The sequence below is a fragment of the Streptomyces soli genome, from assembly GCF_003999195.1.
Classification (GTDB): Bacteria; Actinomycetota; Actinomycetes; order Streptomycetales; family Streptomycetaceae; genus Actinacidiphila; species Actinacidiphila soli.
This window is the reverse complement of record NZ_RJVR01000162.1, coordinates 1-19,582: the sequence shown is the minus strand read 5'-3', so window position 1 is coordinate 19,582 and position 19,582 is coordinate 1. Positions and strand designations below refer to the sequence as shown.

At 69.9% G+C, this 19,582-nt stretch carries 14 protein-coding genes and 3 pseudogenes; 11 read left to right on the top strand and 6 right to left on the bottom strand.

The features are described 5' to 3' along the window. Window positions 1-76: 76 nt before the first annotated feature. The 10 genes from EFK10_RS14265 to EFK10_RS14220 all read left to right on the top strand — a co-directional run bounded on the left by EFK10_RS14265 (window position 77) and on the right by EFK10_RS14220 (window position 11,753). Window positions 77-2,548, top strand: coding sequence for a PQQ-dependent sugar dehydrogenase (locus EFK10_RS14265; protein ID WP_127356073.1), 2,472 nt, complete (start codon window positions 77-79; stop codon window positions 2,546-2,548). 119 nt (window positions 2,549-2,667) lie between these two features. Continuing rightward, entirely contained in the window at window positions 2,668-3,405 is a 738-nt protein-coding gene (locus EFK10_RS14260; RefSeq protein ID WP_127356072.1) for a hypothetical protein, read from the top strand. A gap of 125 nt (window positions 3,406-3,530) precedes the next feature. Continuing rightward, window positions 3,531-4,691, top strand: coding sequence for an inositol-3-phosphate synthase (locus EFK10_RS14255; RefSeq protein WP_127356071.1), 1,161 nt, complete (start codon window positions 3,531-3,533; stop codon window positions 4,689-4,691). After that, the gene (locus tag EFK10_RS14250) at window positions 4,688-5,548 is read left to right on the top strand and encodes an SCO3242 family prenyltransferase (RefSeq protein WP_127356070.1); all 861 of its coding nucleotides are present in this window, start codon (window positions 4,688-4,690) and stop codon (window positions 5,546-5,548) included. Before EFK10_RS14255 ends, EFK10_RS14250 begins: the two co-directional genes overlap by 4 nt. Next, window positions 5,545-6,528, top strand: a complete 984-nt coding sequence (locus EFK10_RS14245) for a sugar phosphate isomerase/epimerase family protein (protein ID WP_407647074.1) — start codon at window positions 5,545-5,547, stop codon at window positions 6,526-6,528. Before EFK10_RS14250 ends, EFK10_RS14245 begins: the two co-directional genes overlap by 4 nt. Next, entirely contained in the window at window positions 6,525-7,184 is a 660-nt protein-coding gene (locus EFK10_RS14240; protein ID WP_127356069.1) for an EboA domain-containing protein, read from the top strand. Before EFK10_RS14245 ends, EFK10_RS14240 begins: the two co-directional genes overlap by 4 nt. Further along, complete coding sequence (locus EFK10_RS14235) at window positions 7,184-8,035, top strand: TatD family hydrolase (RefSeq protein WP_127356068.1); 852 nt, start codon at window positions 7,184-7,186, stop codon at window positions 8,033-8,035. The genes EFK10_RS14240 and EFK10_RS14235 overlap by 1 nt, the downstream gene beginning before the upstream one ends. Continuing rightward, entirely contained in the window at window positions 8,035-9,240 is a 1,206-nt protein-coding gene (gene eboE / locus EFK10_RS14230) for a metabolite traffic protein EboE (RefSeq protein ID WP_127356067.1), read from the top strand. Before EFK10_RS14235 ends, eboE begins: the two co-directional genes overlap by 1 nt. Beyond that, window positions 9,237-10,676: an alkaline phosphatase family protein gene (locus EFK10_RS14225; RefSeq protein ID WP_127356066.1), complete on the top strand. Its 1,440-nt coding sequence runs from the start codon at window positions 9,237-9,239 to the stop codon at window positions 10,674-10,676. Before eboE ends, EFK10_RS14225 begins: the two co-directional genes overlap by 4 nt. Before the next feature lie 69 nt (window positions 10,677-10,745). After that, on the top strand, window positions 10,746-11,753 hold the full coding sequence (locus EFK10_RS14220; RefSeq protein WP_127356065.1) for a sugar phosphate isomerase/epimerase family protein: 1,008 nt from the start codon (window positions 10,746-10,748) through the stop codon (window positions 11,751-11,753). Window positions 11,754-11,949: 196 nt separating this feature from the next. Here EFK10_RS14220 and EFK10_RS52625 read toward each other — a convergent pair. The 6 genes and pseudogenes from EFK10_RS52625 to EFK10_RS14190 all read right to left on the bottom strand — a co-directional run. Further along, a pseudogene (locus tag EFK10_RS52625) lies at window positions 11,950-12,054 on the bottom strand (IS5 family transposase); the annotation flags it as partial. A gap of 15 nt (window positions 12,055-12,069) precedes the next feature. Further along, window positions 12,070-12,201, bottom strand: a pseudogene (locus EFK10_RS14210) (NAD(P)/FAD-dependent oxidoreductase); the annotation flags it as partial. Between the two features lie 113 nt (window positions 12,202-12,314). Beyond that, window positions 12,315-13,034 (bottom strand): annotated as a pseudogene (locus EFK10_RS14205) (argininosuccinate synthase); the annotation flags it as partial. A 63-nt stretch (window positions 13,035-13,097) separates the two neighbouring features. Next, window positions 13,098-13,439, bottom strand: a complete 342-nt coding sequence (locus EFK10_RS14200; protein ID WP_206305449.1) for a hypothetical protein — start codon at window positions 13,437-13,439, stop codon at window positions 13,098-13,100. Continuing rightward, on the bottom strand, window positions 13,436-15,577 hold the full coding sequence (locus tag EFK10_RS14195) for a sugar porter family MFS transporter (RefSeq protein WP_206305448.1): 2,142 nt from the start codon (window positions 15,575-15,577) through the stop codon (window positions 13,436-13,438). The genes EFK10_RS14200 and EFK10_RS14195 overlap by 4 nt, the downstream gene beginning before the upstream one ends. A 48-nt stretch (window positions 15,578-15,625) precedes the next feature. Beyond that, entirely contained in the window at window positions 15,626-16,183 is a 558-nt protein-coding gene (locus EFK10_RS14190) for a helix-turn-helix domain-containing protein (RefSeq protein ID WP_127356063.1), read from the bottom strand. 885 nt (window positions 16,184-17,068) lie between these two features. Here EFK10_RS14190 and EFK10_RS14185 point away from each other — a divergent pair. Next, window positions 17,069-18,682 (top strand): amidase family protein, encoded by a 1,614-nt coding sequence (locus EFK10_RS14185; protein ID WP_127356062.1) that lies wholly within the window; start codon window positions 17,069-17,071, stop codon window positions 18,680-18,682. Window positions 18,683-19,582 lie beyond the last annotated feature (900 nt).

Genomic DNA, 19,582 nt, shown 5'->3' with positions numbered 1-19,582 from the left:
CCCTGAGGCCTTTCATGCCAGACGTGCCGAACCGGCCCGTCTTCCGGCGAACCGTCCTGAGAGAGGTTGATTGCACGTGCGAAAGCCATTGACCCGGCTACTCACCGCCACGTTGAGCACCGTGCTCAGCGTGGGCATCGCGGTAGCGGGACCCGCTGCCGCCCAGACGCAGGCGCAGGCCGGACCGGCCGTCGGCAGATCCGCAGCGGCCACAGCCGACTTCCAGCAGGTGACCCTGGCCAAGGGTCCCGACCAGGTCGGCGAGCCCATGGGGCTCGCCGTGCTGCCCGACGGCGGCGTACTGCACGACTCCCGTGACGGCACCATCTACTACACGACCCTCGACGGCCTCACGAACGTTGTGGCGAAACTACCGGTCTACACTCACGACGAGGACGGCCTGCAGACCATCGCCCTCGACCCGGACTTCGCGCACAACCACTGGGTCTACGCGTACTACGCACCGAAGCTCAACACACCCACCACCAACGCCCCGGACTCGGGCACGGCCGCCGACTTCGCCCCCTACAAGGGCTACAACCAGCTCTCCAGGTTCACCTTCATCAACGGCCGGTTCGACCTGTCGAGCGAGCAGAAGGTCATGCAGGTCGGCCCCACTGACCGCGGCCAGTGCTGCCACGTCGCGGGCGACATGCACTTCGACGCCCATGGCAACCTGCTGCTGGCCACAGGCGGCGACACCAACCCGTTCGCCTCCGACGGCTACAGCCCCATCGACTCGCGACCGGGCCGCAACCCCGCCTACGACGAGCAACGCGCCGCGGCCAACACCAATGACCTGCGCGGCAAACTGCTGCGGATCAAGGTCACACGCGACGGCACCTACACGGTCCCGTCCGGGAACCTGTTCCGGAAGGGCACCGCGAAGACCCGCCCCGAGATCTACGCGATGGGCTTCCGCAACCCGTTCCGGTTCAGCATCGACAAGAACACCGGCGTGATCTACCTGGCCGACTACGGACCGGACGCCGGCACCGCGAATCCGCTGCGCGGTCCGGAGAACACCATCGAGTACAACCGGATCGCCAAGCCCGGCAACTTCGGCTGGCCGTACTGCATAGGCAACAACACGCCCTACATCCAGTACGACTTCGCCACCGGTCAGTCCGGGCAGCCCTTCGACTGCGCCCACCCGGTGAACAACTCGCCCAACAACACCGGCCTGGTGAACCTGCCGCCTGCGCAACCGGCCTGGATCTGGAACCACTACGCCGGCAACCCGGCCTTCCCGCAGCTCGGCGGGCAGGGCGCGCCCATGGCCGGCCCGGTGTACCACTACGACCCGACACTGAACTCGCAGGTCAAATTCCCTCAGAGCTACGACGGCCAGTTCTTCGCCTATGAGTTCAGCAAGCACTGGATCAAGCCGATCCAGTCCGACACGAAGGGCCGCATCCAGGCGATCAACACATTGACCACCGGAAGCGACTGGGCCCACCTTGTCGAGCCGATCGACGCCGAGTTCGGGCCGGACGGCTCCCTGTACGTACTGGACTACGGCAGCGCCTGGTTCGGCGGCTCCCTGGACGCCGGACTCTACAAGATCGAATATGCGCCCGGTAACAAGGCGCCGACCGCCAACATCACCACGGACGCCACCTCGGGCAAGGGCCCGCTGACCGTCCACTTCAACGGCTCCGGTTCCACCGACCCGGAGAACGACCAGCTCACCTACGCCTGGGACTTCAACGGTGACGGCACCGTCGACTCCACCAGCCCAAACCCGGCCTACACCTACACCACCAACGGCCAGTACCACGCCCGGCTCACCGTGACTGACCCGAGCGGCAGGACGGGCGTCTCCGCCGTCCTGGTCACGGTCGGTAACACCGCGCCGGTCGTACAGTTCAGCGCCCCGCCCAACGGGCTGACTTTCAAGGACGGGGACCAACTGAACTGGCGGGTCAACGTGACCGACCCGGACGGTACTCCCGTCGACTGCTCGAAGGTGCAGGTCGGCTACTCCCTCGGCCACGACCAGCACTCCCACAACCTGGCCCAGGCGACCGGCTGCAGTGGAACTTTCACCATGACCACCGCCGGGCACACCGACGCGGACAACTTCTACGGCATCTTCACCGCCAGCTACACCGACACCTCGCCGACGGCGGGAGTGCCGGACCTCACCGGCGCGACGCAGATCGTCCTGCAATCCAAGGCCAAGCAGGCCGAGTTCTACCGGACGCAGTCGGGCGTCCAGATCAGCTCCGACTCCAACGCCGATGGTGCGCGAGCGGTCATTTCGATCAACAACGGCGACTGGATCGAGTTCGATCCGTACGACCTGCAGGGCGTGACCACGATTGGCTTCAGGGCGGCTTCCGCCGGCCCGGGCGGCACGATCGAGGTGCACGCGGACGCGCCGAACGGCCCATTGCTCGGTTCAGCCTCGGTCGGCAACACAGCCGGTGGCTACACCACGGTGACCGCACCGGTGACCGATCCGGGCGGCACGCACCAGCTGTACTTCGTCTTCACCGGCGGCAGCGGTGATCTCTTCAGCCTGGACTCCTTCACCCTCGGGTAACCGCGCACCCAAGATCCCTCTGCCCGCCGGGCCGTCGGTGACGGCCCGGCGGGCAGAGGGGACACGCTGCGGCCCCGCGCCACACCGAACTGCACGAGACAGCAAGGAAGGCGACCCGCATGCCGATCACCACGACATCGCAGCCCACCGGCTCCAACAAGCGCCTGGCCGGCAGCAGGGCCAACGCCGCTGACGGTGGGGCCACCCGTCGGCGCGCCGCCCGCCGCGGCCTGCTGACCCACGGTGCTGCGCTGAGCATCGGGGCCCTCGTCATGGTGGCCGCGTTCACCATCCATCTGCCATCCAAGGACAGCGCCGTTCACCGCGAGGCCGCACGCATCGCCGCCGCCGATGCCGCACGCAACAAGCAGCAGGTCAAGGCACTCACCGACCAGACGCGCGGCCTCTCCACGAAGCTCGAGACAATGCTGAGCGAGATGGACGGGGCCATGCCCCTCGCCTCCGGCCAACGGCCCCGAGGCGCCAGTGTGGACGCGGTCGCGCGCTGGCAGCGCCTGACTCGCTCGGCGGTGGCCGCATTCACCCACCCACCGTCCGGCGACACGGGCTACAACGTCTCCCGGGCCGGGTTCAGCGGCGCCGTCCAGGCCCTGGACGGTGCCGTCGCCACCTACGCGCTCGCCCTGACCGCGCCTGCGCAGGTCAAGGCCCAACTGGTGCAGCGCGCGGGGGCAGAACGCGATACCGGCGTGAGCACCTGGGAGACCGCCGCCACCGAGCTCGACGTGATCAACATCGCGGCCGGCTACGGCCATCAGCACGTCTACCTGTCCGCTAACGGCCGTACGGGCGTGCTGACTCCGGACGACTCCCCCGAGGGCAGCAGCGCCCAATGACACCGCCACGTTTCCCGCACTCGTCAAAAGACGCAGGCCTCGACACGCACCGACCAGCACCGCCTGTGCCGTGCGCGACCCGTACCCCGCCGGCGCAGCCATTGAACTCGCAACAGGAGGGGCTCATGCCAACAGGTCTCTGGCTCATCGGCGCCCGCGGCTCGGTCGCGGTCACCTCCGTCCTCGGCATGCTGGCGCTGCGCGCCGGGCTGACGGCCCCCGCCGGGTGCGTCACCGAGCTGCCGGCCTTCGCCGGGACCGGCCTGCCCGGCTGGGACGACCTGGTCGTAGGAGGCTATGACACCGCCGCATTTCCGCTGCTGAAGAAGGCCGAGGCGCTCGCCGACGCCGGAGTGGTCCCCGCCCGACTGGTGGCGGCGCTGGAGGGCGAACTCACGGCCGTGGAGAGCGAGGTGCGCCCTGCCCCGCAGGCGCCGGACCAGGCAGCGGCGGCAGCGGCGATCCAGGCCGATCTCGCGGACTTCGCCCGGCGCCGCGGACTCGAGCGCACAGTCGTGGTCAACGTGGCCAGCACCGAGCCGGCCGCCACCCCCCACCCGGCGCACGCGGATCTCGACGCGCTGCGCGCAGCCCTGCGCGGCGCCGAGCCGGTGCTGCCGCCCAGCGCCCTGTACGCCTACGCCGCCCTGTCCGCAGGCTGCCCGTACGTGGACTTCACACCCTCCACAGGCACTCGGCTGCCCGCCCTGATCCAGCTGGCGGAGTATCAGGGCCTTCCGTACGCCGGTCACGACGGGAAGACCGGTGAGACGCTGCTCAAGTCGGTGCTGGCACCCATGTTCGCGATGCGCAACCTGACAGTACGCAGCTGGTCAGGGGTCAACCTGCTGGGCGGCGGCGACGGTGCGAACCTCGCCGACCCGGCCGCCAATGCGGCCAAGGCCGCGAGCAAACAGCGGGTACTCAGCGAGACCCTCGGCTACCGGCCGCAGGGCGACTGCCGCATCGAGTACGTCGAAGACCTGGGCGACTTCAAGGCAGCCTGGGATCTGGTGACCTTCTCCGGCTTCCTCGGCACCCGGATGCGGATGGAGTTCACCTGGCACGGCTGCGACTCCGCGCTGGCCGCCCCCCTCGTCCTGGACCTCGCCCGGATCACCGCCGCCGCACATCGCAGCGGCCTCCGCGGGCCCCTGCCCGAACTGGCCTTCTTCTTCAAAGACCCGCTCGATCCCCGAGGGGACGTGCCCCACGGGCTGGCGGCCCAGTGGCACGCCTTGGAGTCCCTGGCCGACCGGTTGCGCGCGGCGGAGGAAGGCCGGTGACCGGGCCACGCGACCTCGCGGAGCTGATCCGCGCCCCCGCCGCGCTCTCCGTACCAGGTGATGCGATGGCGGGCGCCGCCGCTGCCGGGGTGCTAAGCCCCCGCAGCGCCGGCCTGGCCCTCGCCTCCACCGCTCTGTACTGGGCAGGTATGGCGGCCAACGACTGGGCGGACCGAAATCTGGACGCCCAGGAGCGCCCCGAGCGCCCGATCCCCAGCGGCAGGGTTTCCCCCGGCGCGGCCCTGGCCCTCGCCGCGGGGCTCACCGCCGCGGGGGTGTCGGTGGCGGGGCTCGTGGGCGGCCGCCGGGCCCTCGTCGTCGCGACCGCGCTGGCCGCAGCGGTGTGGACGTACGACCTGCGGGCCAAGGGCGGCCCGGCCGGCCCGGGGGTGATGGCCGCCTGCCGCGGACTGGACGTGCTGTTGGGGGCCAGCCCCGGATCGTGCCGCCGAGCCCTTCCGGAGGCACTGACCGTCGCGGCCCACACGTGGACCGTCACCGCGCTCTCCCGCGGCGAGGTACGCGGCGCGCCCAGGGGGCTGCCGGCGTCCACGCTCGCGGCCACCGCAGTGGTGGCCGGTGCACTCGTCGGGTCGGCGGGCTGTGGCAGCGCTCCTGCCGCCGCCTCGGTCGCTCTGGCCTGCTGGTACGCCGCCGACTACGGCGGGGCGCAGGCCCGGGCCGTGAAGGCGCCCACCGCCGCGGGCGTCCGCGGGGCAGTAGCGGCCGGTATCACCGCGCTTCCGGCCCTCCAAGGCGCCCTGATCGCCAGGAGAGGACAGCGGGGGACGGCGCTCGCGGTAGCCGCGGGCGCCGTGGCGGGCCGGATCCTGGGCCGGAAGGTGTCCCCGACGTGACCCGCACCGATGGCACGCTCCCCTACAACGCACAGGCCGACGCCCATCGCCGTGCCCCCGCGGGCGCGGACGCGGTGTCCGTCCCCGGGTCGGCCCGCCTGAGATTCGGCTACGGGACCAACGGCTTCACCAACCACCGCCTGGACGACGCCCTGGAGCTGATCGCGGAACTCGGCTACGACGGCGTGGCCCTGACCCTCGACCACCACCACCTGGACCCGTTCGCCCCCGGGCTCGCCCGACGCACCGCCCAGATCGCCGACCGGCTGCGGAGCCTCAGCCTGGGCGTCGTGGTGGAGACAGGAGCACGATACTTGCTGGACCACCGCCGCAAGCACGCTCCCACACTGCTCGACGACGACCCGTCGCTGCGACTGGAGTACCTGCGCCGAGCGGTCGCCGTCGGCGCGGACCTAGGGGCGGAGGCCGTCTCCTTTTGGGCGGGCTGCCGGCCGCCGACCGTCGACCCGGGCACCGCCTGGAGCAGGCTCGTCACCAGCTGCGCCGTGGTGGTCGACGCTGCCGACCGGGCCAGCGTGCGCCTCGGATTGGAGCCGGAACCGGGAATGCTGGTGGAGACCGTGGAGCACTGGCACGCGCTCCGCGGCCGGCTGGGAGAACCCGAGTGCTTCGGGCTGACCCTCGACATCGGCCACTGCCAGTGCCTAGAGCCCGATCCGCTGCCGCAGTGCGTGGCAGCCGCAGCCCCCTACCTGGTGAACGTGCAGATCGACGACATGCGGCGGGGCGTCCACGAGCACCTGGAGTTCGGCTCGGGTGAGATCCACTTCCCTCCGGTGCTGGCTGCGCTCTCCGACGGGGGGTACCGGGGAATGGTCGCGGTCGAGCTGCCCCGCCACTCGCACGCCGCGCCGACGGTGGCCGCCGCCTCCCTTGCCTTCCTGCGCGCGGCGGACGAGCAGAACCCCCTCGTCGGCCGCGATCAGCACACCAGGGCCGTGAGGAGAGGAGAAACATGACCGCACCCATCGAGAAGGCCTGGCCCGAGCCGGACGCCGGGCAGCGCGCCCTCGATCTGCGGGCCGCCTTCGCGGGCCTGCCGTGCGAGCCGTGGCTGGACGAGGCCGCGGACACCATTTGGAGACGATCGGAAGCCCTCACCGGGCTCTTCGCTGCTGCCGCCCGCCACTGCGGGCGGCAGCAGCTGGCAGCCGCGCCCGGCTGGACGGCGGACGAGGCCGCGCGCACCATCTTGCTGAGCGCACTGGAGCTGCCGGAGGAGACACTGATCGCGCACGTGGAGGAGGTCTACGTGTACGGAGACGCCGCCGAGAAGCGGGCGGTCCTGCGGGCGCTCCCGCTGCTTCCCGTCGGCGACCGCGCCGTGCCCCTGCTGCACGACGCCATCCGGACCAACGACCCGCGGCTACTCGCCGCCGCCGTCGGGCCGTACGCCCGACGGCTGGACGCCGCCCTGTGGCGGCAGGCGGTCCTCAAGTGCGTCTTCACGGGCGTGCCGCTGGACGCCGTGCACGCACTGCGGGAGCGAGCCGACACGCAACTCATGGAACTGCTCGAGGGGTACGCGCTGGAGCGGCGTGCCGCCGGACGGGATGTCCCAGCCGACGCCGCGGCCCTCCTGCAGGGCCTCGGCACCGAGGAAGGCGGAGCCTGATGCGCATCTTCGACCCGCACATCCACATGACCTCGCGCACCACCGACGACTACCGGCGGATGTCCGCCGCCGGGGTGCAAGCCGTGGTGGAGCCCGCCTTCTGGCTGGGCCAGCCACGCACCAATGTCGGCTCGTTCACCGACTACTTCGACGCGCTGCTGGGCTGGGAGCCCTACCGCGCCTCGCTCTACGGAATCCGTCACCACTGCACGCTGGCTCTCAACCCTAAGGAGGCCAATGACCCCCGCTGCCGTGGGGTCCTGGATGTCCTCCCCCGCTATCTGGAGAAGGACGGCGTGGTCGCGGTCGGCGAGATCGGCTACGACTCGATGACTCGGGAGGAGGACGAGGCCTTCGCCGCACAGCTCGCTCTCGCCATAGCGCACAGCCTGCCCGCGCTGGTGCACACTCCGCACCGGGACAAGGCCGGCGGGACCCGCCGCACCCTGGCGGTGGTCGCCGAGTCGGGCATAGATCCTGGCCGGGTCCTGGTGGACCACCTCAATGAGGTGACGGTGGAGCTGGCAGTGGACGCGGGCTGCTGGGTGGGCTTCTCCGTCTATCCCGACACCAAGATGACGCCGGAGCGCACGGTCGCTCTGCTGCGCCGGTACGGCACCGAGCGGATGCTGGTCAACTCGGCTGCAGACTGGGGGAATTCGGACCCGCTGCTCACCCTGGTCACCGGGCAGGCCATGCTCGCCGCGGGATTCAGCGAAGCCGACATCGACCAGGTGCTCTGGCACAACCCCGTCGCGTTCTTCGCACAGTCCGGTCGGCTGGCGCTCGACGGCATCGAGGAGCCGGGCGCCGACTTCGCGGGCAACTCCGTGCGGCGGGGAGGCATCTGATGCGGCTGCAGAACGCGCTGGGGCGTACCCTCCATCTCGGCTACTGCACCAATGTGCATCCCGCCGAGGATCTCGACGGCATCGTCGGTCAGCTGGACCGGTACGCGGCTGCCGTCCGCCGCCACCTGGACACCGACCTGCTCGGGGTGGGGCTCTGGCTCGCGGCGCCGGTCGCCACTGCCCTGGCCGGGGACCGTGCGGCGCGGCACCGGCTGCGTGGCGAGCTGGACTCCCGCGGATTGGAGGTGGTGACGCTCAACGGCTTTCCCTACCGGTCGTTCCACGCGCCCCGGGTCAAGCACGCGGTTTACCGCCCTGACTGGGCCGAGCCGGAGCGTCTCGCGTACACCCTCTCTCTCGCCCATATCCTGGCCGAGTTGATGCCCGACGACGCCGCGTACGGCTCGGTCTCCACCCTGCCGCTCGCCTGGCGAACGCGTTGGGACGGCGGCCGGCGGTCCGCTTGCAGCCAGGCGCTGGAACAGTTGGCGGCTGGTCTCGCCGAGATCGAGTCGCGCACCGGACGGACTGTCCGGGTGGGGTTCGAGCCGGAGCCCGGATGCGCGGTGGAGACCACCGCCCAGGCGGCCGATCTACTCGCCGACGCCGGCGCGGGACGGCTGGGGGTGTGCCTGGATCTGGCGCACCTGGCCTGCGCGTGGGAGGAGCCGGCCCGCGCACTGGGGCGGCTGCGGGCGGCCGGACTACCGGTGGTGAAGGTGCAGCTGTCGGCCGCGCTTGAGGTCGCGGACCCGGTCGCAGCCCGGGAGGTGCTCGCGCCCTACGCGGAACCGCGGTTCCTGCACCAGGTGCGCAGGCCCGGGTGCGCCGACGCGGACCACCCCGCGGACGCGTCACATGCCGCGGACGATCTGGACGAGGCCCTGCGCCGGGATCTTCCCGGGCCCTGGCGGGTGCACTACCACGTGCCGCTGCACGCGGACCCCGAGCCGCCGCTCGCGGCGACCGTGCCTGTGCTGCGGTCGGCACTGGACTTGCTGATCGGCGGTCCGGACGCGCAGTGCGACCACTTCGAGGTGGAGACCTACACCTGGGGGGTGCTACCACCAGCGAGGCGGCCCCGCACCGAGGCTGCGCTCGCCGAGGGCATCGCCGCCGAGCTGGCCTTTGCCCGGCACGAGCTGCAGGTTCGGGGCGCGGTCCCAGTCCCCCGGAATACGCCCACCACGGAGGTGACGGCGTGAACGCCCCCCTGGTGGTCCTGGACGTGGTCGGGCTGACGCCCAGACTGCTTGAGCACATGCCGCGACTCCGCTCGCTCGGCGAGCGGGGCTTCCAGGCCCCGCTGGGTACGGTGCTGCCCGCGGTCACCTGCTCGGTGCAGTCAACGTTCCTCACCGGCGAACTCCCCTCCGGTCATGGGGTGGTCGGCAACGGCTGGTACTTCCACGACCTCGGCGAAGTGCTGTTCTGGCGCCAGCACAACGCCCTGGTCGGCGGCGAGAAGCTCTGGGAGGCCGCTCGCCGGGCACGGCCCGGGTACACGGTCGCCAACGTGTGCTGGTGGTATGCGATGGGCGCAGACGTTGACTGGACGGTCACCCCGCGGCCCGTATACCACGCCGACGGGCGCAAGGATCCCGACTGCTACACCGACCCTCCCGCGTTGCACGACCGCCTCACCGAGCGGCTCGGCACCTTCCCCCTGTTCAACTACTGGGGTCCGGGGGCAGGGATCGCCTCCTCCCGGTGGATCTGCCGGGCGGCCCAGCAGGTGATGACCGACCACAGCCCCGACCTGACGCTGGTGTACGTCCCCCACCTGGACTACGACCTTCAGCGGTACGGCCCGTCCCATCCCCGGGCCGCTGACGCTGCCCGCCAGCTCGACGCTGTGCTCGCACCACTGCTGGATGCCGCGCAGGCGCGGGGCGCCACCGTGGTCGCGCTGTCGGAGTACGGCATCACCCAGGTGGACCGCCCCGTGGACGTCAACCGGAGGCTGCGCGCAGAGGGCCTGCTGCGGGTGCACACCCAGGCCGGCATGGAGTACCTGGACCCTTGGACGTCCCGCGCGTTCGCAGTTGCCGACCATCAGGTGGCTCACGTGTACGTGGCCGATCCTGCCGACCTGCCCACAGTGCGGCGACTGTGCGAGGCTCTTCCGGGCGTCGACCAGGTGCTCGATAAGCAGGGGAAGGCCGCATGCGGTCTGGACCACCCGCGGGCAGGCGACCTGGTATTGGTCGCCGCGCCGGACGCGTGGTTCACGTACTACTACTGGCTCGACGACGCCCGTGCACCGGATTTCGCCCGGCTGGTCGACATTCACCGCAAACCCGGCTACGACCCGGCAGAGCTGTTCCTGGATCCGGCGGCGCCTGGTGCCGCTAAACGCCGGGCGGTATTGGCCCTGGCACGCAAGAAGGTGGGTCTGCGGTACCTAATGGACGTCGTGGGTATGCAGGAGGGGGCTCAGGCGGTGCGCGGCTCGCACGGCCGCCTGCCGAGTGCCGCCGAGGACGGCCCCGTTCTGCTGTGCTCGGATGTCTCCGCACGGCGTCAGAGCATCGCCGCCACCGAGGTCAAGGGGCTGCTGCTGGAGCTCGCAGGACTCGCCACAGCCCCTTCCCGCGGTCGCACGGCCTCGCGTTCAGCCGACCGGCCCCGGATCGCATGATGCCTCTGCCAGGGCGCGCCCCCATGGACCGCCCGGCCCGTCACATCCGTACGACTGAGGAGAACCGCCATGACTCGACCCTTCACCCTGTTCACCGGGCAGTGGGCCGACCTGCCCCTGGAGGAAGTCTGCGCACTCGCCCGTGACTGGGGATTCGACGGTCTGGAGCTCGCCTGCTGGGGCGACCACTTCGAGGTCGACCGGGCTATAAAGGAGGACGGGTACCTTGAGGGGCGGCACGCCCTGCTGGAGAAATACGGCCTGCGCTGCTGGGCCGTCTCCAACCACCTCGTCGGCCAGGCGGTCTGTGACCACCCCATCGACGAGCGACACCGCGCCATCCTTCCGGCCCGCATCTGGGACGACGGCGAACCCGAAGGCGTCCGGCGCAGGGCCGCAGCCGAGATGGCCGACACAGCGCGCGCCGCCGCCGCGTTCGGTGTGAACACGGTGGTCGGCTTCACCGGATCCTCCATCTGGCACACCGTCGCGATGTTCCCGCCGGTACCCCCCTCTATGGTCGAACGCGGTTTCTCCGACTTCGCGGAGCGCTGGAACCCGGTACTGGACGTCTTCGACGACATGGGAGTGCGCTTCGCCCTGGAAGTGCACCCCAGCGAGATCGCCTACGACTTCTGGACGGCCCGGAGAGCCCTGGACGCCGTCGGCAACCGCCCGGCATTCGGACTCAACTTCGACCCCAGCCACTTCGTCTGGCAGGACCTCGACCCAGTAGCGTTCCTGGACACCTTCCAGGACCGGATCTACCACGTCGACTGCAAGGAGGCGCGCAAGCGCCTCGACGGCCGCAACGGTCGCCTGGGCTCCCACCTGCCCTGGGGTGACCCTCACCGCGGATGGGACTTCGTCTCCGTCGGCCACGGCGATGTGCCCTGGGAGGACGTGTTCCGCATGCTCAATGCGATCCGCTACGACGGACCTGTATCGGTGGAATGGGAGGACGCGGGCATGGACCGCCTGCAGGGCGCTCCCGAATCGCTGGCATACCTGCGTCGCCTCGCCTTCGAGCCGCCGGCCAGGTCGTTCGACGCCGCCTTCACCAGCGCCGGAGAGTGAGAGTGGCGAACGCGACCGCAGCCGGGGCCTCGCGTCACCGCAGAGCCCCGGCCCGCGGAGCCGTCAGTACGACGCCAGGGAAAGATCCGGGCGACTTGTTGTCGATCCAGCGGTGTCCGACGTGGGCGGTGTGGCAGATCGCGTCAGGATGGGTTGTCGTGCCAGCGAAGACGAAAACCCGGGTGGTATCTCCCCGGGGGTCGCGTCGTACCACATGGACGTCGATGCCGAGGCCGGCGCCGCGGTCGATGGCTTTGGTGCGATAGTCGGTGTCGGCCCAGGCTTTCGTGAGACGGGGGTGTGCGGGTGGCGATCGCACGAACCGCGGCGCCACCACCAGCGCCTGCCGCCCCGACGCCAGCCAAACGCCGGCCAGCCTGTCCTCCACCACATCCAGACCGGTCACCTCACCGTCGACGACCGCGATGCCGCGCGCCGCCAGGCGCTCCTACTGCTCCAATGCCGCCGGCGATCCGGTGCGCGGGCGCAGTTCATCCGCCGGCAGTGCTGCGGGCCGGCACTCCAACTCGTCGGGCCACAATACCCACCTCAACGAGCCGGTCAGTCGGTGCCGGACTCCATCGCGGCGCGGTCGAGCATCTCGTCGTCGCCGGAGACCTCGCCGCGTGAGGCGATGACCTCGGCGCCACCCTGCGGCATCGCGCCGATCAGTCCGGTCGACGCCGCCTGGGCGGCACCGATCAGCGCAGGATGGGTGGTGCCGACCATGCCGAGGCCGGCGTACTGCTCGAGCTTGGCGCGCGAGTCGGCGATGTCGAGGTTGCGCATGGTGAGCTGGCCGATCCGGTCCACCGGACCGAACGCCGAGTCCTCGGTGCGCTCCATCGACAGCTTGTCCGGGTGGTAGCTGAACGCCGGGCCGGAGGTGTCCAGGATCGAGTAGTCCTCACCATGCCGCAGCCGCAGCGTCACCTCGCCGATGACCGCCGTACCGACCCAGCGCTGCAGCGACTCGCGCACCATCAGCGCCTGCGGGTCCAGCCAGCGGCCCTCGTACATCAGCCGGCCAAGCCGCCGTCCCTCGTTGTGGTAGTGCGCCAGTGTGTCCTCGTTGTGGATCGCGTTGACCAGCCGTTCGTACGCCGCGTGCAGCAGGGCCATGCCGGGCGCCTCGTAGATGCCGCGGCTCTTGGCCTCGATGATCCGGTTCTCGATCTGGTCCGACATGCCCATGCCGTGCCGACCGCCGATAGCGTTCGCCTCCATCACCAGGTCGACGGGGGAGGCGAACTCCTTGCCGTTGATCGTCACCGGGCGGCCATGGGGGCTCTCCTTGGCGGGGAGGGGTCGGGGGCCCGGGTGGCCGGGCCCCCGGTGGGGCGGTCACTGGTCGGGCTGGTGGTCCGTGGCGTCGTCGGTGTGGTTGGTGGGGGTGACGGCGGCGAGGATGGCCTTGATGGCGGTCATGACTCGGTTTCCGGTGGCCTTGATGGTGTCGGCGACGTCTTCGGGGGTCTTGCCTGCCCAGCCGGCCACGTACGGGACGGAGTAGGCGGCGGAGTCCAGGCCGAACACCCCGGCCATGACGTAGGCGACGGCCTCGGTCTCCATCCGGCCCCGGTGCTGCCGGTACTCGTCCATGTCGGCGACGTGCTCGCATTGGACGTGGGCGACTTCGTGGGTGAGTGTCTTGGCGGCGTGGGCGTTGTCGAGGGTGTCGCTCACCCGCACCGTGCGGGTGGCCGGGTTGGTCCATCCGGTGCCGGTGCCGGTGCCGGTGTTGCCGCGCTCGAGGGTGTAGCCGAGGGGGCAGGCGCACCCCCGGTGTGGCTGATGGAGAAACGCGCGAGAGCGGGCCGGGTCGGGCACTCCACCGCGGCCCGCATCATCAACCGGCAGACGCTGCCCGCGGACCGTGACCGGCTCGAGGTGTTCCTCGATGCGATCGACCTACAGCAGGGCTCGATCCGGCGCCTGTTCAGACCTGGGACCGTGTGATGGAACGTCCCGCTCGGGTACTCCGGGATCTGCGGGATCTCCAGTATCAACGGCAGCGGCGGCAGGAATTGGCGTCCGTCACCACCGTGGCGGACTTGGCCGATGCGCTGAGAGACCTGCGCACGGCGGCCGGTTCGCCGACCGACTGGGAGATCACCGGACGTGCCGCCTACAGTCTTACGCCACCGCATCAGCCACCTGCGGTGGAAGTTCCAGAAGTCCAGGGAGAGGCGGCCGAGGAAGGCGACCGGGATCCCGAGGCGCGCCGCCTCGACCGCGACGTTGAAGGGCGAGCCGCCCGGGCGTGGGACGTAGCCCGCCACGCCCTCGCACATGGCGGGCGTGAGGTCCAGCAGCGTCTCCCCGCAGACGACGATCACGGAAGGATTTCCCTCCTGTGCTCGTGCCCCGGGCCGCTGAGGGCCCGGCGTTGCCGCTAGGCGGGTCGGTGCCGGGTTGCCGGTGGAGGCTTCGGCCGGTGTTCGGCCCGGGCGCGCAGAGAGCTCTCGATGTCCTCCAGGCTGCGGCCCTTGGTTTCCGGCATGCGCCTGGAGGTAGGCGAATCCCACAACGCCGAAGACCGCGTACAGCCAGAAGAGGCCGGTGGCGGTCAGGAGGTTGATCGTGGTGAGCACGGTGAGCGAGATGATGAAGTCGAGACCCCAATGCGTCACCGTTCCGAACCCTGCTGCCTTCCCCCGCACGCTGGTCGGGAAGATCTCACTATTTATCAGCCAGATGCCGAGGCCGAGACTCGCGGCGAAGGCGGCGATGTAGACGTACAGCGCCAGGACCGTCAGCACGCCGACCACGCCGCGCTGGCTGGGCAGCAGGTACAGCGCGCCGAGAAAGACCAGGTCGAGCACCACCACGACGGTGCCGCCCAAGAGCAGTGGCCGTCGGCCCAGCCGGTCGACCAGCGAGAGCGCGACGACCGTCACGATCATGTTCACCAGGCCGATGCCCACCGTGGACAGGATCGCCGCGCTGGAGCCGAATCCCGTCCGCTGGAGGAGGGTCGGCGTGTAGTAGATGACCGCGTTCACGCCCACCAGTTGGTTGGTTGCCGCCACAGCAGTCCCGAGCAGGATCGCCGGCCGCAGCGTGGGAGCGAACAGGTCCCGGGAGGTCAGTCGGTTCTCTGCGGCGGCCAGGGCCTTGATCTGGGCGATCTCCTCGTCGGCCTCCTCGGCCGACCGCGAGCGAATCATGATCTGCCGTGCATCGGCATCACGCCCGCGTGCCAGCAGCCAGCGTGGGCTCTCGGCCAGGCTCAGGAGGCCGAAGAACATCACCACCGCCGGTACGGCGGCCAGGCCCAGCATCCAGCGCCATCCGCCGCTGGCCGAGAAGGCGTAGCCGACCAGATACGAAACGAAGATCCCGACCGTGATCATGAGCTGCTGGAGCGAGACGAGCCGTCCCCGGACCGATTTGGGTGCCATCTCCGCGATGTAGGTCGGAACCACGAGCGACGCCGCCCCGATGGCTACGCCGAGGAAGAAGCGGGCGCCGATCAAGGTGCCCGGGTTCGGGGCGAACGCCGAAACCAGTGCGGCGGCGCCGAACACCGCCGCGGTCCCCACCAGCATGCGCCGCCGCCCGGCCCGGTCCACGAGCGGACCGGCGATGAGTACCCCCACGATCGCGCCGAGCAGGAGCGATGCGACGACCACCTGCTGGAGCTGGTCGGAGAGGTGGAAGGCGGGAGTCAGGTAGAGCAGGGCGGCCGAGATCACCCCTGTGTCGTATCCGAAGAGGAAGCCACCGATCGCCGCCACCAGCGCCGGTCCCAGGACCGCCCAGGGCAACCTGGCTTCTCTCCTGGCGCTGGCGCGCATGGGCGAGGGAACACTGTCAGTCATGGGCCCACCTCTGACTTCTCGACCCACGTCCGGACGGAGGATCCGCCGTCAACCTCCTCGAAAAGTCTTTGCCCCCCTGTCGGGGCTGTCAAGGAACGACCGAGCGGGCCCTGCCAGGACCGGGGGCGCAGCTTCCGACGCGATCATTCCCCGTTTTCGGGGATGTCTCCAGCAACGGCGGACGCGTCGGCGCTGTCGCGCTGTTCGGCGAGGGCGGTGTGATGCGCTGTTCGGTGGGGTTGCGGTCGCGGTGCTGGGGGCCGGCCGGGCGGCCGGCGGTGCCGGTGTTGTCGCCGGTGCGGTTGGGGTCGAAGTCCCGCAGGTCACCGCGGCGGAAGGCGGGGGATCTGCCGGCCGGTGGAGCCCTGCACGGTGTAACCGGGGCCGGGAAGTAGCCGGGGTTGGCGTTGAGGTACTTGCGGATGACGCCGGGGCCGGCGAAGTGGAACCATTCCGCGGCGTGGTTGGGGTCGGTGGGGAGCCCCTTGCGCTTACCTGCACCGGGGTGAACCGCGGTGGCCGCCCCGGGCGTTTGCGGTCGGCCAGGGCAGGCAGGCCGCCGGCGGCGAACCGGCCTCGCCAGGTTCGCACCGTGTCCACGTGCATCCGCGTCTCCAAGGCGATCCGGGCGTTGGAGCTCCCCCCAAGCCGCCAGCAGCAGGATCGCTGCCCGCTCCCGGGCCTGATACGGGGTCTTGTGGCCGTAGGCCATCTTCTTCAGCCGACGGCTCTCGGAAGCGGTCAGCGCGACGGGCATGGCGGGGATAACAGGCACGGGAGGAGGGCGGCCGATCCTGGGGACAGCGGAGGGACGGGCGGATACCGGGCCGCACCCACCAGCCGTTTACCCGAGATGAGGACGCACTTGATGGCTGCACCGTCGCGAAGATCTCGTTCAAGCGGCTTGACGCGATACAGCAGCCTCGGTCCCCAGAGGCCGAGGCGGCCATCGCGCTGCTGCCGAAGTGGTCACAGCCGAGAAGGCGCCAGCGGCCGGCCGACGCCGAAACGCACCTCGACGCGGGGTCTTTCGGCGTCGGCGGCCATGCTGTCGTTCAAGTTGTGTTGAGCACTGGAACGACGACGTAGAGATAGTGGACCAGGTCGACGATCTTCGCCCACTAACCCGGCGCAGCGTCTTCAGTCTGATGCGGCCTGCCGCTCCAACTCCGGCGTCCGCGCCACCTGCGCGGAGGACTGAAGACCAACTTACCGGTCGACGGTGGTCACTTCACTCCGCATCACCGCAACTCGCGCATGCCCCTAAATAGTTACTTAATGGGGCCGTAACACAATGCCCTTACGGTGTCCCGGCAAGCAAGATCATCGCGTGCGGGGCGCTGATGTCCGGCAGGGGCGACGCGGACAAGAGGATCGGTGAACGTGAGTACATTGAACAGGCGTGGCTTCATAGGTGCTGTGGGTGCGGTCGGCGCACTGGGCATCGTGGGTGGGACGGGCGCTCCAGCCGTCGCGAAAGGATCGGCCGGTATGTCCGGGCTGCGGCACCGGGAGGAGAGCTTCGTACTTGAGGAGGCGACCGTCGCTGACATCGCGGCGGCGTTCGACTCAGGTGCGCTGACGTGCGTGAAGCTCACCCAGCTTTACCTCGCGCGGATCGCTGCTTACGAGGATGCCGGCATCCGGCTGAACTCGATCACGACGATCAACCCGGACGCGCTGCGTATGGCGGCGGAGCTCGACCGGGAGCGGCAGCGGAGCGGGCCGCGGGGCCCGCTGCACGGCATCCCCGTCTTGCTGAAGGACAACGTCGACACCTTCGACCTGCCTACGAGCAACGGCTCGGTCATCCTCAAGGACTCGATCCCGCCGGACGACGCGTTCATCGCCGCCGCGCTGCGCCGCCAGGGCGCACTCATCCTCGGCAAGGCGTCGATGGGCGAATTCGCGGGTGGCAGCTACAACACGATCGACGGGCAGGTCACCAACCCGTACCACCTCAAGCGCAACACGGGCGGATCGAGCGCAGGCCCGGGCGCGGCGCTGGCCGCCAACTTCGCCGTGCTGGCAATCGGCACCGACACCAGCACGTCCGTTCGGGGGCCCGCCTCCTGGACCGGCATCGTGGGACTGCGGCCCACCACGGGGCTCATCAGCCGTGACGGCGTCGCGCCGAAGAACCTCCTCTTCGACACCGCGGGCCCGATGGCGCGCACAGTGACCGATACGGCACTGATGCTCACCGCGGTCGCCGGGGAGGACAAGGCCGACCCGCTCAGTGTCGAGGTCTACAAGAACTACCCTCAGCCGTTGCGGAAGAAGGCGGCGCAAGGCCGGCTCGACTACACCAAGTACCTCGACAAGAATTCGCTCAAGGGCGTCCGGCTCGGCGCCGTGCGCGACTTCTTCGGAGGGGACCCGGAGATCGACGCGCTCGCGGAGAAGGCGCTCGACACCATGCGGCGCCGCGGCGCCAAGATCATCGACATCCACCTCGATCCCGCGTTCCTGGACTTCTACGTCAGCAACGGCCCCACGAACATCAGGAAGATCGCCGACTACCGGTTCAAGGCCGACTGGGAAAAGTACCTGGCAACGCTCGGCCCGAAGGTCCCGAAGACCGTGGCGGAGTTCGTCCACATCTACGAGACCGTGGTCAACAAATCGCCGCTGCCGGTAGAGCAGAGCGTCCTCGACCTGCTCAAGAGCTCGCTGACGACCTCGGTCGACATGCCCGCGTACAAGAACCTGGTCGAGAACGTCCTCCCGGAGGCGACTCGGCTGAAGCTCGCGATGTTCGAGAAGTACAAAATCGACGCGATGGTCTTCCCGTACTGGAGCAGCTTCGCGGCTCCGATCAGCAATCCGGCGTTCAGCATCCCTGACCCCACGTATGTGCCGTCCAACCGCCCGCAGCCGGCGATCTTCGCCGGCTACAGCTCGGTCGGCTTCCCCGGCATCGTCGTGCCGATGGGCATTGGCTCGCAGGGACTGCCGATGACGATCTCGTTCATGGGCAAGCCCTATAGCGATGGCCAGCTGCTCGGGTACGCCTACGCCTACGAGCAGGCGTCGCAACTGCGGGCGCCGTCCCCGCTCGTGCCGCCGCTGCCTGGCGAGACACTGGTTGCGCCTACCCCGTAACACAGGGAAGGGGTGAGGCTTGGCTTGACCCCGCGACGCCGCAGGGGGTGGAAGCCCATCGTCGCGGAGACGGTGGGCCGCCCCCAGACGAACCGTGTGCCGTCGCTGAGATGTACCGCGCCGGGCGCTTGCATGCCAGGCGTATATCGTCGGCGGTGTTCCGCTGCGGCAGCGGAGGCCGAGGCGGTCATCGCTGCTGCCGGAGTGGACACGGTCGGGAAGGCACCGGCGGTCGGACACAGCGGCGCGGCTGCGTAGCAGCCAGCACGTCTACCCGATCTCCGGCGGTGCTATCAACGAGTACCGGTAAGCCCCGCGCTGGTCGGTACTTCCGCCGCCGACGCCTGCGCAATCCTCACCAGCCTCTGCGCGGCGGTATCCGGGCGCCTGGTCGCGTTCGTCGACGCGCTTGGATCACAGGCCGCGGCGCCGTGCGCAGGTCCTCGCGGCAGCTACGCGTCGTCACGCACACATGGGCGGGGATGGGGGCCCGTCGAAGTGGCCCCGGCGCGGGCACAGCGCAGTCAGCGGTGGCCGAGCATCTTGAGCAGGCCGCCGACGGTTCCGGCGCAGCCGCCGAGCTGGCCAAGGCGCGCCGTCTGAACAGGGAACGCGAATAGCCCGGGCCTGTCACGGCGCTGGGGCTATTCGTTTACGTCTTGGTGGGGAATCACTCGAACTCTCTTGATCACGGAGGGCCGCCGACGAAGCCCCGTATGAGCTCGGGTAGTGCCCGGTGACGTGCCGCGGAATGAACCGGTGCGCGAGACGAACGGCTGAGCGTCAGCCCGGCGATAGTTGAGTCACCCAGCGCGGCCGCGCGAAGAACAACTGCTTCAAGCCGTCGGCAGTGCGTCCGCTCTTCGACCACCAACGACAACCAAAAACAGCGCCAGTTCG

Excerpts from the sequence above, each read along its gene's own strand:
- EFK10_RS14255 (WP_127356071.1), top strand. The coding sequence starts at position 3,531 with ATGCCAACAGGTCTCTGGCTCATCGGCGCCCGCGGCTCGGTCGCGGTC.
- EFK10_RS14190 (WP_127356063.1), bottom strand. The coding sequence starts at position 16,183 with ATGCACGTGGACACGGTGCGAACCTGGCGAGGCCGGTTCGCCGCCGGC.
- EFK10_RS14220 (WP_127356065.1), top strand. The coding sequence starts at position 10,746 with ATGACTCGACCCTTCACCCTGTTCACCGGGCAGTGGGCCGACCTGCCC.
- EFK10_RS14260 (WP_127356072.1), top strand. The coding sequence starts at position 2,668 with ATGCCGATCACCACGACATCGCAGCCCACCGGCTCCAACAAGCGCCTG.
- EFK10_RS14235 (WP_127356068.1), top strand. The coding sequence starts at position 7,184 with ATGCGCATCTTCGACCCGCACATCCACATGACCTCGCGCACCACCGAC.
- EFK10_RS14195 (WP_206305448.1), bottom strand. The coding sequence starts at position 15,577 with ATGACTGACAGTGTTCCCTCGCCCATGCGCGCCAGCGCCAGGAGAGAA.
- eboE (WP_127356067.1), top strand. The coding sequence starts at position 8,035 with ATGCGGCTGCAGAACGCGCTGGGGCGTACCCTCCATCTCGGCTACTGC.
- EFK10_RS14240 (WP_127356069.1), top strand. The coding sequence starts at position 6,525 with ATGACCGCACCCATCGAGAAGGCCTGGCCCGAGCCGGACGCCGGGCAG.
- EFK10_RS14185 (WP_127356062.1), top strand. The coding sequence starts at position 17,069 with ATGTCCGGGCTGCGGCACCGGGAGGAGAGCTTCGTACTTGAGGAGGCG.